The 13,338-nt window shown below is 61.9% G+C and carries 14 protein-coding genes and 1 pseudogene; 5 read left to right on the top strand and 10 right to left on the bottom strand.

Translation table 11 applies throughout. The features are described 5' to 3' along the window. Positions 1-42: 42 nt before the first annotated feature. The 3 genes and pseudogenes from G8O24_RS21010 to G8O24_RS46370 all read right to left on the bottom strand — a co-directional run. Entirely contained in the window at positions 43-1,065 is a 1,023-nt protein-coding gene (locus G8O24_RS21010) for an LLM class flavin-dependent oxidoreductase (protein ID WP_188102611.1), read from the bottom strand. A gap of 66 nt (positions 1,066-1,131) precedes the next feature. Next, positions 1,132-1,374, bottom strand: a complete 243-nt coding sequence (locus tag G8O24_RS21005; RefSeq protein ID WP_188102609.1) for a DUF6894 family protein — start codon at positions 1,372-1,374, stop codon at positions 1,132-1,134. An 877-nt stretch (positions 1,375-2,251) separates the two neighbouring features. Next, positions 2,252-2,365 (bottom strand): annotated as a pseudogene (locus G8O24_RS46370) (choice-of-anchor K domain-containing PEP-CTERM protein); the annotation flags it as partial. 508 nt (positions 2,366-2,873) lie between these two features. Here G8O24_RS46370 and G8O24_RS20995 point away from each other — a divergent pair. Both G8O24_RS20995 and G8O24_RS20990 read left to right on the top strand, forming a co-directional pair. Further along, positions 2,874-3,143 (top strand): hypothetical protein, encoded by a 270-nt coding sequence (locus G8O24_RS20995; protein ID WP_188102605.1) that lies wholly within the window; start codon positions 2,874-2,876, stop codon positions 3,141-3,143. A 230-nt stretch (positions 3,144-3,373) separates the two neighbouring features. Next, positions 3,374-4,483, top strand: coding sequence for a helix-turn-helix transcriptional regulator (locus tag G8O24_RS20990; RefSeq protein WP_188102604.1), 1,110 nt, complete (start codon positions 3,374-3,376; stop codon positions 4,481-4,483). A gap of 790 nt (positions 4,484-5,273) precedes the next feature. Here G8O24_RS20990 and G8O24_RS20985 read toward each other — a convergent pair. The 3 genes from G8O24_RS20985 to G8O24_RS20975 all read right to left on the bottom strand — a co-directional run bounded on the left by G8O24_RS20985 (position 5,274) and on the right by G8O24_RS20975 (position 7,179). Continuing rightward, positions 5,274-5,516, bottom strand: coding sequence for a hypothetical protein (locus G8O24_RS20985; RefSeq protein ID WP_188102602.1), 243 nt, complete (start codon positions 5,514-5,516; stop codon positions 5,274-5,276). 92 nt (positions 5,517-5,608) lie between these two features. Then, positions 5,609-5,971, bottom strand: coding sequence for a hypothetical protein (locus G8O24_RS20980; RefSeq protein ID WP_188102601.1), 363 nt, complete (start codon positions 5,969-5,971; stop codon positions 5,609-5,611). 389 nt (positions 5,972-6,360) lie between these two features. After that, positions 6,361-7,179: a hypothetical protein gene (locus tag G8O24_RS20975; RefSeq protein WP_188102599.1), complete on the bottom strand. Its 819-nt coding sequence runs from the start codon at positions 7,177-7,179 to the stop codon at positions 6,361-6,363. Positions 7,180-7,680: 501 nt separating this feature from the next. Between G8O24_RS20975 and G8O24_RS20970 the strand changes: the two genes are divergently transcribed. Beyond that, positions 7,681-7,974: a DUF718 domain-containing protein gene (locus tag G8O24_RS20970; protein WP_188102597.1), complete on the top strand. Its 294-nt coding sequence runs from the start codon at positions 7,681-7,683 to the stop codon at positions 7,972-7,974. 15 nt (positions 7,975-7,989) lie between these two features. Here the strand turns inward: G8O24_RS20970 and G8O24_RS20965 are convergent, their stop codons facing one another. Further along, a complete protein-coding gene (locus G8O24_RS20965) occupies positions 7,990-10,011 on the bottom strand; it encodes a YgiQ family radical SAM protein (protein ID WP_188102595.1) in 2,022 nt (673 codons plus the stop codon). A gap of 196 nt (positions 10,012-10,207) precedes the next feature. Between G8O24_RS20965 and G8O24_RS20960 the strand changes: the two genes are divergently transcribed. Both G8O24_RS20960 and G8O24_RS46365 read left to right on the top strand, forming a co-directional pair. Then, positions 10,208-10,417, top strand: a complete 210-nt coding sequence (locus tag G8O24_RS20960; RefSeq protein WP_244645922.1) for a hypothetical protein — start codon at positions 10,208-10,210, stop codon at positions 10,415-10,417. A 50-nt stretch (positions 10,418-10,467) separates the two neighbouring features. Further along, positions 10,468-11,451, top strand: a complete 984-nt coding sequence (locus G8O24_RS46365; protein ID WP_438503269.1) for a DMT family transporter — start codon at positions 10,468-10,470, stop codon at positions 11,449-11,451. A gap of 91 nt (positions 11,452-11,542) precedes the next feature. On the opposite strand, the gene G8O24_RS45620 is transcribed toward G8O24_RS46365, so the two are convergent. The 3 genes from G8O24_RS45620 to G8O24_RS20940 form a co-directional block, all read right to left on the bottom strand. After that, on the bottom strand, positions 11,543-11,764 hold the full coding sequence (locus tag G8O24_RS45620) for an outer membrane protein (RefSeq protein ID WP_188102593.1): 222 nt from the start codon (positions 11,762-11,764) through the stop codon (positions 11,543-11,545). Further along, positions 11,670-12,254 (bottom strand): outer membrane protein, encoded by a 585-nt coding sequence (locus tag G8O24_RS20945; RefSeq protein WP_188102591.1) that lies wholly within the window; start codon positions 12,252-12,254, stop codon positions 11,670-11,672. Before G8O24_RS20945 ends, G8O24_RS45620 begins: the two co-directional genes overlap by 95 nt. 152 nt (positions 12,255-12,406) lie before the next feature. Further along, positions 12,407-13,198, bottom strand: a complete 792-nt coding sequence (locus tag G8O24_RS20940) for an outer membrane protein (RefSeq protein WP_188102589.1) — start codon at positions 13,196-13,198, stop codon at positions 12,407-12,409. Positions 13,199-13,338: the final 140 nt, after the last annotated feature.

Below are 13,338 nucleotides of genomic sequence, written 5' to 3'. Positions count from 1 at the left end.
TCACGCGGTCGCGGAGCCCTCATGCCGAGCAGACGCGCCGGATCACCGCCACCCCAGCGCCGGCGCAACGTGCTTGAGGATCGCCTCGATCGCATGCGCGCAATAGTCGACGCCGAGCTGGTTCGGAATAGTCAGCAGCAGGGTGTCGGCCTCGGCGATCGCCTCGTCCTGCTTGAGCTGCGCGATCAGCGCATCAGGCTCGGCGGCATAGGAGCGGCCGAAGATCGCCCGCGTCTGCGGGTCGATGAAGCCGATCTGGTCTTCGCCGCCGCGCTCGCCGCCGAAATAGGCGCGGTCGCGATCGTCCATCAGCGCGAAGATGCTGCGGCTGACCGACACGCGCGGCTCTCTGGCGTGACCGGCCTCCTTCCACGCCGCGCGATAGGCGCGGATCTGCGCGGCCTGCTGCACGTGAAAGGCTTCGCCGGTTTCGTCGTTCTTCAGCGTCGAGCTCTGCAGGTTCATGCCGAGCTTGGCCGCCCACACCGCGGTTGCGTTCGAGCCGGCGCCCCACCAGATCCGTTCGCGCAAGCCCGCCGAATGCGGTTCGAGCCGCAGCATCCCCGGCGGGTTCGGAAACATCGGCCGCGGATTGGGCTCGGCAAAACCCTCGCCGCGCAAGAGGTCGAGGAACACTTCGGCGTGGCGGCGGCCCATGTCGGCGTCGGTCTGGCCCTCGGCCGGGCGATAGCCGAAATAGCGCCAGCCGTCGATCACCTGCTCGGGCGAGCCGCGGCTGATGCCGAGCTGCAGCCGGCCGCCGGCGATGAGGTCGGCCGAGCCGGCATCCTCCACCATGTAGAGCGGGTTCTCGTAGCGCATGTCGATCACGGCGGTGCCGATCTCGATCCTGCTGGTCCTGGCGCCGACCGCGGCGAGCAGCGGGAAGGGCGAGGCCAGCTGTCGCGCGAAATGATGCACGCGGTAATAGGCGCCGTCGAGGCCGAGCTGCTCGGCCGCCACCGCAAGCTCGATCGATTGCAGCAGCGTGTCGCTGGCCGAGCGGGTCTGCGATTGCGGCGAGGGGGTCCAGTGTCCGAAGGACAGAAATCCGATCTTTTTCATGCGAGCAAGTTAAGCACGATCGCAGGGGTTTGCCATAGGGCGCAGTTGCGATCCGCTTGCCGGGTCCTACTGCGTTCGAACGTGTTCGACTTCCACCGAGAACCGCACCCGCATGACCGGCCCAAATTCGTCCCGGACTTCGATCGTCGTTTCGCGGGGCTTGATGGCGCGTTGCATGCTTTCGCGGGCGGCATCGGCCATGGCTTCGGTGGCCTCCCGCTCGACCGCTTCCATGTCGGTGAACTCCAGGCCCTCTTCGTCAACCAAGCGTCCGTCCGGGTCGATGAGATCGAAGAAATAGCGTGTCATGAGAGAACCACTTCTGCTGCGGGTTAAGCGGGGCCGAAGGGCTTCGTTCCTGGTTGGTCAGGGGTTCCGCGCGGATCGACGGCTTTTGTTGCCACCTAGTCGATGGGACGCATCGCAATGACGACAACCATAATAGAGCTCGATGCGAGCTGTTGGAAGACGGTCTCCGATCTTCGATCGGCCTTTATGACTGCAATACGGGCACCGGAATGGCATGGGGACATGACGGGCGCTTTCCTGAACTCAATCTTTCGGGGGAGGAATGAACGGCCTCAAGCCCCCGTTTATCATTAGAGTTGTAAACGCCGCACGGCTTGCGCCTGAGCTTAAGGATCTGATCTACGACCCGTCCTTAGCGATGGAAAGAACACGAATGCGTCGGCTCACCCGAATAGGCAATAGCGTTGCTGCCAGTCTTGAAATTGCAAATAAGTGAGCTTGCAAATCGCAAGCACCGATCCCGGTGCGTCTGCTTCGGGTCAATACCGTTAAGTTATGAGAATTGCTGTGAAACTGGCAATTGTCTCCCCCATCATTCCCGTCGAGGACCGATATTGCAGATATGGAGAGCTCGCAGTGACTACTTTAGAATTTCCCGATTGGCTTACTGGAACCACGCGCAAGGATTGGCTGCGCGACGGCTACACCATCACCGAGGAGCAATGGGCGGCACTCGACTGGTCGCGCGCCTGGATCGACATGGGGCCGTCACCGGCGGTAATTACGGTGACAGGTAATTACGGTGACAGTGCACTCAATTGTAATTGCGGTGACAGTGCACTCAATTGCTCGATCAGGCCTCATGCCCGACACCGTCGATTAAGTGCACTGTCACCGTAATTTAGATCGTCACGTTTCTGGCTCTCATTTTTGATGATCAGGCGGCGAGCGTCCTGCCGTCGTGGCGCGAATGCGCGAGGAAGCCCAGCCCGCAGAAGCCGAGAATCATCATCGCCCACGTCGAAAGCTCGGGGACGGCGCCGATGTTGGGACTGAACACGAGTTGTAGCTGGTCGGCATCTGTATTGGAGGCATCGATGTTGAAAGTAGGATCAACAAACGCGGTCATCGATGCACTTGCACCGTTATAGACGTCTGCAGCAACGAAAGCCGTCAATGTCACCGTGTAGATCTTATTCGTAGAGACTGTGAACTTTTGGTTGGTCGTAGACCATGACGTATTAAAGTCGACCGTGGAAAACAAACCGTTGGAAAGATATTTGCCGAGAACGAGAGTGTAACCGCCGGCCGTCGAGGTCTGGATCGGATCGATTGTAAGTTGCGAGCGCGCTAAGTCGCCGGCTGCTGACAACCAACCAGTGCCTGTAATTCCTCCTGCTGCGGTGACGTCCATAGTGATGCTTCGAGGCTGAGGCGCGAATACCTCGAAGTAATAGCTCATGCCCCCGCTTGCCGCTGCCCCGATATGTCCGTTAGCTACATAACTTGTCCCAGCCTGTAGATCGATTGATGCGCTGACGGAACGCGAACTGCTCGCGATGAATGTGGCAGTTCCTTTGCCTCCGTCCGTAGACGTGATCGACGTTGATGTGGTTCCAAAGTTGTTCGTGGGCACTGTGTTTCCGCTGCAGCAATTGTTCGCGCTTACGCCCCCTGATGGCCCTCCCACCACGATGGCGTCTGGCAAGATCGTGTCAGCAAATGCATTGGTGGAGGAAACAGCCGACACACTGAACATCATCCCAAAAGCGACTGAGAACTTAACTCCCAGAGTTTTGATCCTGCCCATTAAACCACCTGTCAAATGATCGCTTTAGCCGCTCGCCCTTATTCGCGCCGGACCTGAACTCATTTTGAACGAAATGCTCCGTGCCAAGCCAGAGTCGAACGCAAGAAGAACTAGAACCAGGCGTCGCAAGATGTCATGGTCCATTTGGACCAAAAGATAGCGAGTTACTTGATCGGGAATCGCAGAGACGGGCCCTAAATAGAGAAATACTGCCGGCTCTAAAAGAGAAGAGCACGACCGGAATAATCAATGAGAATGCCAGTTGAATTGCCGGAACTAGTTGGCCTGATCTATGAGGCTGCAGCCATCCCCGATCGTTGGCCCAGCGTGCTTGCAACAGTGTCCCGAACGGTCGATGGCGCGGGCGGCCTGCTGCGTACCGCCACAAGCCCTCAGATCTTTCGGTGGACTTCATCGCCCGATCTACATGACGATTTTGTCGAGTTCATCCGAGATGGCTGGGCTGCCATCAATCCACGTCCAGCACGCATAGCGGCCGTAAACCACGCTGGCTTCATCCGGGATAGCGACCACTTCACAACCGAAGAGCTCAACAACGATCCCGTCTACGGCTTCCTGCGAAGCAAAGGGCTCGGATATGCGGCCGGCACTGTTTTGTGCGTGCCGAGCGGTGATGCGATCACCTTCTCTTTTGAGAAATCTCACCGGAAGGGACCGGTAACGATGGAGGCGATAGGGTTTCTCGATTCCCTTCGCCCACACCTAGCCCGGGCCGCACTATTGGCAGCACGCCTTGGATTGGAACAAGCGCGCGCGATGACGGACGCTCTGAGGGAGGTCGGGTTGCCCGCCGCCGTGCTGAAAGCTCGTGGCAAGCTCTACGCCGCAAACGAGCGATTCGAGGCGCTGATACCGAATACGGTCAACGACCAGCCTTCACGTCTGATCTTCAGCGATCCGGCCATCGATCGACTGTTTCTCGCGGGGCTGGATGCCATTAACCAGAGCGTCATCGGCACGCCACGGGTCTGCTCCTTCCCTATTGCAGCGGCCGAGGGAGGGGTGCCAATGATCGTTCATCTGCTGCCAGTCGCCGGCAACGCGCAAGACATCTTCTTCGCCGCCTCAAAACTTATCATCATCACCCCTGTCGACCGGGGTGCGGTTCCGAATGCCGAGGTCATTGCAGGCCTGTTCGATTTGACCCCTGCGGAAGCGCGTGTGGCACGACAGATTGCGCTTGGCGAAACTGTGGAGCAAGTCGCACGCAAGGCAGGCCTTTCCAATGTTACGATCCGCAATCAGCTCAAATCTGTCTTGAACAAAACCGGCCTTGGCCGCCAAAGCGATCTCGTCGCACTATTAAGTGGCAGCGCACTGCCAACATCCGGGGGCTGACGAACAACGATGAAGGTCGATGCAGCTGACGGCCGCCTTCTTCGGATAGTTGGCTACTAAGAATTACGGAATTACGGTGACAGTGCACTCAATTTGCACTCAATTGCTCGCCCGGACTTCAAGCTCGACACCATTGATTGAGCGCACTGTCACCGTAATTGGCGGCCCGAATGATTCAATGAAGGAGGCCACCAGCTGATGCCGGCCTTAGTCGCGCATCGCCCTGGTGCAAGGTTCAATTGTCAGGCGGTAGGCGATCAGCGTTTTACCGTCGAAGGTCTCTAGCGAGGTGTCGCACGCTGGGCATCGATACTCGCCTCTTTCCCCAGATTGCGATGATAATTCGAGGCGACGAAAGCCAGCGCCGCATTCGGAGCAAATCACGTCGCTTTTTCTCATCTCTAGCTCTCTGGCTTGGTGTCTGTCACAATTTATTAACATAAGTTTGGTGGCTAGGCGACGGCAGATATTTGGGTCAGACGTCCTGACACCGGTCGGGCTGTGTTCATGGAACTGAACACGGAGAGCGTGGTCTACGAGACGTTGCCCCACGTCGAAATTCCCCTGAAGTGTCCCTGCTGCGGACGAATACATCGTCGGACGCGAAAGAGTTCCTGGTTCGCTCAGCCAACCGATTCAAGCGCGGCACCAGGTCAACTTCGGCAGGCCCAATAAGGATTCAGGCAGAGGGCTTGCTTGCGCCGCAGGTGACGAAGCCGGTTATGAGATGGGGATCATGCGGGCGGAGCGCTCGCATCACGCTGAAGCATGAACGCCACTCGCGGCCAGCTCAATTCGTGGTCTTGCCGCCGCGCATGGCCACGAGCTTGTCCTCACGAAACCGGAGAATGAGCCAGGCGGTCTCATCGAAACCGTTCTTGAGCTTTCCGGCGTGGGAATACACCATCTGGGCTCCGTCCGATTTCGACGGCGGTCCCAGCGCCGTGATGACCTCCTGACGCGACATCCCCACATGCAGCTTACCGTCGACGGCGACGGGCGCGAACTTGTCCGAATTACGGTGACAGTGCATTCAATTGGATGGTCCGCTTCTAGCTGAGGATGAATCGATTAAGTGAACTGTCACCGTAATCACCACTGTCACTGTAATTATCGTGTCTAACTTCAGGAGTGAAGCCCAGCGCTATCACTGCAATTGCCATCTTTTTTGTCGGGCGCCAAATTGTCGAATGCGCTTCTTAGACGAACGAGGTCGGCATGTAGTTGTTTTCTGTTGCCGGATTCATAGAACGTTTCCGCGGCCTCTCTGCACTCGTACAGAAGGCGCTCAGATGCCTCCAATATTCCGAACATCTCTTCATCCGATTTGATCGCGCGTTCCTTGAGTGCGCCAAAGCGGATATCGAACCGTGCCTCCGCAGCAATCACCTCTGCTGCGAGCACGGTCGTCTCCGCGGATACATGCCCGCTCTGCATGACCGCGATCAGGCTCTCCTGGACAGTTAGGGAATTGTCAGTATCGGACATTGAAGCCTCTCAGTTCTTTCCGCCTAACTTGGCCGAGGCGATTGCTAAATTTAAGGCAGATTCTTCAATCACCTGAGGATTGAGGTCGTTGTCGTCGGCACATTACGGTTACGGTGACAGTGCACTCAATTGCTCGCTTTCAGGCTTCACGCCCGACACCATTGATTAAGTCCGGCACTGTCACCGTAGTTGGAGATCGGTTCGCCATCGCAACATCATGAACGACTAAATCACTGGCGCGCAGTGACGCCCCAGCCCAGTCCCTGCATGCGGAGCAAGGTTCGATCCTCGTTCGTCGAGAAACCAGAAAAGCCTGGCCACGGCACAAAGGCGTGACACCCTCGCATCACGCTATGACGCATGGCCCATAGCCGCCATTCGCAACCGCTTCAATTCGTCGTGGTCTTGCCGCCGCGCATGGCCACGAGCTTGTTCTCACGAAACCGGAGAATGAGCCAGGCGGTCTCATCGAAACCGCCTTTGAGCTTTCCGGCGCGCGAATACACCATCTGGGCTCCGTCGGCCTTCGACGGCGGTCCCAGCCCCGTGATGACCTCCTGACGCGACATCCCCACATGCAGCTTGCCGTCGACGGCGACGGGCGCGAACTTGTCCGGGAGGGGGGCGCAATCGGTCGAGGTCGCCGTGTCTTTCTCGGTGAACTCTTCGACGATCTCCGTGACGAGATGGTCCGGGCCACCGATCTCGCCGCCTGATACCACCCATATCAGATGCTGCGGGCGCCGATAGCACAGCCAATAAAGGCTGCCGCCGGCATCGCCTTGGTGCTGGATGGTCCCTTCGCCCACGGCATCGCGGACCGCGCCGAGCCGCGTCTCCTCGAAGCCGCCGGCGAAGGCGCCGAGCGAAAAGCGGGTCGCCAATCTCTTTGCGACCGTCGGCGGCACGCGCTCCAGCGCATGTTCGTCGAGGGGCGGCGGCGGTGTCTGCGCGAAGCAGGCGTTTGCGGGGATCGCGAACAGGAGAAGCAGCAGGCAGAGCGTCTTTCGCGCATCAACGCCGAATGGCGTTGCCTTGGAGATGGAGCGCTTCCGGAAGAGCTGCTTTACCTTGGCAAGAATGGCGTCGCCGTCCGGGTCTTTGACGCCGCCAGCCGCGCTGTTTGCCGGTCCTTCATATGTTGCTCGCCGTAGCAGGTCGCGCCCGGGCATCGCGTGTGCGGGCGTCAGTTTCCGGGTGTCGGACACGTCACGTGGTCTCCTGCGAGGACGAAAGGCACAACATCGAGCCGACGTGCGGAGCCGCGTTCACCCCCACCGCCTTCACTCGGCTTTGGTCGCTCCCACTTGCCGACCGAGTGGTCTCGACGTCATCAAGAATGCTTGATCATGACCGGTGGGTGGGGGCGGATATCGACGGCTGGCGGGTTTCTGGGAGGTCACATCGCATAGGGGGAGCGAACCAGCGGCGCCATAGCCGGTGGACCCGATGATGCCATCATGCGCCTGTTTTGCCCGACGGGTCAACTTGAATTGCGGTTTTTCAGAAATATCGGGTGCGAACGACCCGCTCCGGCGAGGACGGCGCGGCTCGGCCTCGCCAGCGCTTCAGGCGCTTGATTTTGCTCTTACCGTCTACTGTGCATGGGGTTGTTTTCGACTTTTTGCCTCAAGGGTGCAAAACTATCGGCCGAGCCCGACCTGGTCGACGCTCGCCTTTTTCATCAGTCCATTTTCAGGAGACGCACCATGCAGGTTTACAATGTGGTGAAGTTCAAGGTGAAGGCGGGCGAGGAAGCCGCCTTCCTCGATGCGCACCGGGACGGCAAGGCGAAATGGCCGGGCCTCGAGCACGGCGTCATCATCAAGACCGGCGAGCAGAGCTTCTGCCTGATCGGCGCCTGGGCCAGTCAGGACGCGATGGTCGCGGCGCGGCCGGCGATGATCAAGACGCTCGACAGCTTCAGGTCCACGCTGGAGGACCAGGGCAATGGACGCGGCGTCACGGATGCGGTGTCGGGCGCGGTCGTGCTCGCGCTGTAGCGGGCGGGAGCGCCGCTACTTCATCAGCCGCACGCCCTTGGTCGTGAACTTCTGCGCCTTGGCGCCTGGGCGAACCGGGCGCCTGGTGCCGGCGGCCTTGCCGGTGCCGGGCGGCTGGTGTGCCGGGACCAGGTGATGGGGCTGCGAGCCGATCAGGTCGCGGCGGCCCATCTCGATCAGGGCCTCCCGCAGCACCGGCCAGTTGTCAGGATCGTGGTAGCGCAGGAACGCCTTGTGCAGGCGGCGCTGGCGCAGGCCCTTGATCGCCTCGACCTTGTCGCTGCCGCCGTGGCGCACGCCGCGCAGCGGATTGACGCCGGTGTGATACATCGCGGTCGCCGTCGCCATCGGCGAGGGCAGGAAGGTCTGCACTTGATCCGCGCGATAGCGGTTCTTCTTCAGCCACAGCGCGAGGTTCATCATGTCCTCGTCGGTCGTGCCCGGATGCGCCGCGATGAAATAGGGGATCAGGTAATATTTCTTGCCGGCCTTTTCGGCGGCATCGTCGAACATCCGCTTGAACTTGTTGTAGGCGCCGATGCCCGGCTTCATCATCTTGTCGAGCGGACCGCGCTCGGTGTGCTCAGGGGCGATCTTGAGGTAGCCGCCGACGTGATGGGTGACGAGCTCCTTGATGTATTCGGGACTCTCGACCGCAAGGTCGTAGCGCACGCCCGAAGCGACCATCACCTTCTTGATGCCTTTGGTCTCGCGCACCTTGCGATAGAGGCGGATGAGATCGTCATGCGAGGTGTTGAGGTTCGGGCAGATCTCGGGGAAGACGCAGGATGGCCTGCGGCACGCAGCCTCGACCTTCGGGTCCTTGCACGCCATCCGGTACATGTTGGCGGTGGGGCCGCCGATGTCGGAGATCACGCCGGTGAAGCCGGGCGTCTTGTCGCGGATCATTTCGATCTCGCGCAGGATCGATCCTTCCGAGCGGTTCTGGATGATGCGGCCCTCGTGCTCGGTGATCGAGCAGAAGGTGCAGCCGCCGAAGCAGCCGCGCATGATCGTCACCGAGAACTTGATCATGTCCCAGGCGGGGATCTTGGCCTCGCCATAGGAGGGATGCGGCGCGCGCGCGTAAGGAAGGTCGTAGACCGCGTCCATCTCCTCCGAGGTCAGCGGGATCGGCGGCGGGTTGAGCCAGAGATCGCGGTCGCCGTGACGCTGCACCAGGGGCCGCGCGTTGCCGGGATTGCTCTCCCGGTGCAGCACGCGCGAGGCGCGGGCGTAGGCTTCCTTGTCCTGCTCGACCTGCTCCAGCGCCGGCAGGCGGATCACGGTTGCACCCTTCTGGCGCGTGGCGCCTTCGTCGGCGGAATCGAGATCGTCGGCGTGCAGCTCGCTGTAGCCTTCGGGGACGCGGCGGAACAGCGCGACGCCCCTGATGTCGTCGAGCTCGCGCGGCGCTTCGCCGGCGGCGAGCCGCTGCGCCACCTCGACCACGGCGCGCTCGGCATTGCCGTAGAGCAGGAGATCGGCCTTGGCGTCGGCCAGCACCGAGCGGCGCACCTTGTCCGACCAGTAGTCGTAATGCGCGATCCGGCGCAGCGAAGCTTCGATGCCGCCGAGCACAACAGGCACATCCTTGAACGCCTCGCGGCAGCGCTGGGCATAGACGATGGTGCAGCGGTCCGGCCGCTTGCCGCCCTCGCCGCCGGCCGTATAGGCATCGTCGCTGCGGATGCGACGGTCCGCGGTGTAGCGGTTCACCATGGAATCCATGTTGCCGCCGGTGACGCCGAAGAACACTCTTGGCTTGCCCAGCGCCTTGAACGGCTCGGCCGAGTGCCAGTCCGGCTGGGCGATGATGCCGACGCGAAAACCCTGCGCCTCCAGCAGGCGGCCGATGATGGCCATGCCGAAGCTCGGATGGTCGACATAGGCATCGCCCGTCACCAGCACGATGTCGCATTCATCCCAGCCGAGCGCGTCCATCTCGGCGCGGCTCATGGGCAGGAAGGGCGCAGGCTTGCGCGGGCGCGCGCTCGCCATCAGGGGCTTCGCGGCGGTGATGATCTGGGTGTCCATGGGGCACAGGCATAGGACTCCGGGCCCACGAATTCAACCGGCCCCTGACGCCTTCGCCGCCGATCAGGGTTCCCCGGTGGCGCATAATCCGGCAGCACGGCGCAGGCGGACGGCCGGGTTTGGCACTGTGACGCCCCCCACATACCGGGCGGCGGCCCCCGGTCATTCTCCCCGCAGTTTCAAGGGAGAGAGATCCATGTTCCTGATCGACGCGCTGCTGATCCTGGCGATGTTGTTTTTCCTGTTTCTGCCGATCACCGATCGCAGGACGGTGCGGATGCGGCTCTGCATGCTCGGCGCATTGCTGGCGGTGTTCTCGGTCTCGATCACCCGCGCCCATGTCGTGCCGGTGCTGCTCGCGGGCATCGCTTCCCCTCCCGGAATGGCGCCGCATGCACACCAGTGATCCGTCGTCGGGGTTCTCACCGCAGCCGGTATCGGATATGCGATCGCTCCATGGGGAGGGAGACTTCTGACGGCGGTGACAATGCCGGCGCGACGCCATCGGCGGGCGCCTGGCTGGGCGCGGCTGCCCTGATCGGGTTCGTCCTGGTCGCGGCCGCGCAGGCCTCGAACCAGATCCTGGCGCGCGGGCTCGCGGGCTCGGTCCCGCCCTTCGCGCTCGCCTTCTTTCGCTGGAGCATCGTCGCCGTCGGGCTCGCGCCGATCGCGCTCGGCGAGATCCGCGCCGGACGCGTGCCGCTCGGCAGGAACATCAGGTCGATCCTCGCCGCCGGCTTCATGGGCATGTTCCTTTGCGGCGGCCCGGTCTACGCTGCGGGCGTCTCGACGACGGCGATCCACATCGCGCTGATCATGGCGCTGTCGCCGATCATGGTGCTGCTGATCTCAGCGGTGCTCGGCATCGAGCGGATCGGTCCGCTGCAATGGCTCGGCACGGCGCTTGCGCTGTCAGGCGCGCTGCTCATCATTTCCGGCGGCCATCCGGCGACCCTGGTCGAGCTGGAGACCGCCTCGGGCGACGGTCTCGTCGTGATCGCGATGCTGGGATGGTCGAGCTACACCCTGTTGCAATCGCGCGCCGCCCCGGGCGCATCGCTGCTGGCGCGCATGAGCCTGTTTGCCGGTGCAGGCGCGCTGTTCTCGCTGCCGCAGGCGCTTCTGGAGATGTGGACCCTGCCGGCGCAGGTCTTCAGCACGAAGGCGCTTCTCGCCTATGTCTTCGCCGGGATCGTGCCCCGGTCTGCTGGCCTATGCCGGCTTTGCCTGGCTCGGAGCCAGGTTCGGTTCGGTCCGGACCTCGCTGGTCCTTTATCTCGGGCCGATCGCGAGTGCCCTACTGTCGTTCGCAATCCTCGGCGAGCCGCCGAAGCTGATCCATCTGTTCGGCGGGTTGCTGATTCTCGGCGGCGTCTGGGCGAGCCTGCGACGATAGATTCCATCGGAGCCGTGCGTCAGTCGCAGGAACCAGCGCCGTGAGCCGGGGAGAAAGTGGCCCCGCCATCTGGTTCGGACGAGTGTCGGGGGGACACATCCGATCCACCATGGCGGGGCCGACCAAACTCGATCATCAGAAATGATAGTTGATGCCGAGCTTGGCCAGATTGGCCGACGTCCTGGCGGAATAGGTCGTGTTCACGGTCCCGGTCGTGTCCGTGACGTTGTAGGTCCTGGTGCCGAAATTCAGATAATTGTATTCAGCGAAGACTGCGACGTTCCTTGAGATGGCCCATTCGGCGCCGGCGCCGACCAGATAGCCGGTCCGGATGTCGGGGAAGGCGGCGTAGGTCACCGGGGCGAAGCCGTCGGCCCCGGCCGTCATAGACCTGCCGCGACCACGCAACGCCGCCCTTGCCGTAGAGCAGCACGTCGTTGAAGGCGATACCGGCGCGCGCCGCAAGTGTTGCATACCAGTCGGTCCGGCCATTGGTGGTGATCACGAAGCCCGGGAGATCGTTCGAGGCCGTGACGGCCGAACCGCTGGCGCGGGTCCAGGAGAAGTCACCCGATGCGCCGATCACGAAGCGGCCGATCTGGTAGTTGTAGCCAGCGTTGAGACCGCCGAGCGCACTCGAGCGGGTGGTACTGTAATTTGTGCCCACCGCGTCGAGGCCGACGCCGTTTGTGCCGAGATAGGTTTGCCTCTCGCTGACCCAGCCGCTGCCAAGATGAGCGCCGGCGTAGAAGCCGGTCCAATTGAAGGCCTGAATCTCCAGGGCGGGCGCCTTGCGGGCGATCAGGTCGGCTGCCGAAGCAGGCAGCGCGGCGATGATGACGAGCAAGTGACGCATGACGGCCTCGAAATTTTCCTGATGGTTGGACGTTGCCGCGTCGGCGGCACCGGTTGCTCAGGTATGCGCGCGCAAGGCTGCAACTGTAAACGTGTGCGGGATCGATCGGCGTTGACGATGCGCGCCGATGGAGCATGTCGCGGTCAGAACCGATGGTTGATGCCGACGCGGCCGATCGAGAGCTTTGCATCCAGCCCGTGCTGGAGCTGATAGGAGGAATCAAAGCTGTTGGTGCTGCTAAGCCGCTGCGTCTTGATGCCGGCATAGAGATATTCGGCTTTCAGCGACCAATGCGCGCCGAGGGCATATTCGCCACCTAGTCCGACGACCGGCGCGCTGCGCCATCCCGAGAGGCTGGCGCGATTGAAGGACGTATCCGGCACCTGGGCGAAGTGAATGCGCTGGCTGTAGCCGATGTCCGCGAGCGCGAGGCCGCCGGTTGCGAACAGCAGAAGCTGCGGCGTCACCAACACGCCGAGGCGTGCACGGAGCGTTGCTATCGATCGCAAGCTCACGTCTTCGCGGAAATCGGCCGAGGGATCCGGTGCCCGCGCAATCGAGGTCGTCTGGCGCGCTGCGTTCATGCCCAGATAGGACCAATCGGTCTCGACTCCGGCGACGAATTGCGGCGCAAACCGATAATTGAAGCCGAGCTGTCCGCCCGCGATAGCGGACGACGGGGAGAAGCCCGGCGAGCCCGCGGCGGTCAAGATCTGATTGGAAGCCGTTGCGCTGCCGTTGTTCTGAACCAGCGCCAGCGTGCTGTTCTCCCTGGCCGATGCGCCGCCAACGCTCACGCCTGCGTAAAAGCCCGTCCAGTTCGTCGTCTCGGCAGGTGGCTTTGCCGTGATCGATCGGTCCGCTGAAAAGGCCGGGTGGCCGGCGATGACCATGGCGACGAACGCGACAGCCGTCGCAGGAAAGGAGGTCTTCATGGTCAACAATCCGCCGGGCTTCGCTGTGAGATCGACTCTTGTCGCTTTAGCGGGATGTGGCGCCTGCTGCCATGCTCCATGTTCGTTGCTTCATCAATGGCCATTGATGTTCTGCGAGCGGGTCTCTGGCGCCAGGTGAT

The organism is Bradyrhizobium campsiandrae (assembly GCF_014529705.1).
In the GTDB taxonomy this organism is placed as follows: domain Bacteria; phylum Pseudomonadota; class Alphaproteobacteria; order Rhizobiales; family Xanthobacteraceae; genus Bradyrhizobium; species Bradyrhizobium campsiandrae.
Note: the sequence above shows the minus strand (reverse complement) of the source record. Positions and strands in the feature narration are given on the sequence as shown.

What these genes read in the sequence shown, in the direction of transcription:
- G8O24_RS20960 (WP_244645922.1), top strand. Translation starts at nt 10,208, where the DNA reads ATGTTCCTGATCGACGCGCTGCTGATCCTGGCGATGTTGTTTTTCCTG.
- G8O24_RS20985 (WP_188102602.1), bottom strand. Translation starts at nt 5,516, where the DNA reads ATGCACTGTCACCGTAATTCGGACAAGTTCGCGCCCGTCGCCGTCGAC.
- G8O24_RS20990 (WP_188102604.1), top strand. Translation starts at nt 3,374, where the DNA reads ATGAGAATGCCAGTTGAATTGCCGGAACTAGTTGGCCTGATCTATGAG.
- G8O24_RS46365 (WP_438503269.1), top strand. Translation starts at nt 10,468, where the DNA reads ATGGGGAGGGAGACTTCTGACGGCGGTGACAATGCCGGCGCGACGCCA.
- G8O24_RS20970 (WP_188102597.1), top strand. Translation starts at nt 7,681, where the DNA reads ATGCAGGTTTACAATGTGGTGAAGTTCAAGGTGAAGGCGGGCGAGGAA.
- G8O24_RS20980 (WP_188102601.1), bottom strand. Translation starts at nt 5,971, where the DNA reads ATGTCCGATACTGACAATTCCCTAACTGTCCAGGAGAGCCTGATCGCG.
- G8O24_RS21010 (WP_188102611.1), bottom strand. Translation starts at nt 1,065, where the DNA reads ATGAAAAAGATCGGATTTCTGTCCTTCGGACACTGGACCCCCTCGCCG.
- G8O24_RS20995 (WP_188102605.1), top strand. Translation starts at nt 2,874, where the DNA reads ATGAATGTGGCAGTTCCTTTGCCTCCGTCCGTAGACGTGATCGACGTT.
- G8O24_RS20940 (WP_188102589.1), bottom strand. Translation starts at nt 13,198, where the DNA reads ATGAAGACCTCCTTTCCTGCGACGGCTGTCGCGTTCGTCGCCATGGTC.
- G8O24_RS20965 (WP_188102595.1), bottom strand. Translation starts at nt 10,011, where the DNA reads ATGGACACCCAGATCATCACCGCCGCGAAGCCCCTGATGGCGAGCGCG.
- G8O24_RS21005 (WP_188102609.1), bottom strand. Translation starts at nt 1,374, where the DNA reads ATGACACGCTATTTCTTCGATCTCATCGACCCGGACGGACGCTTGGTT.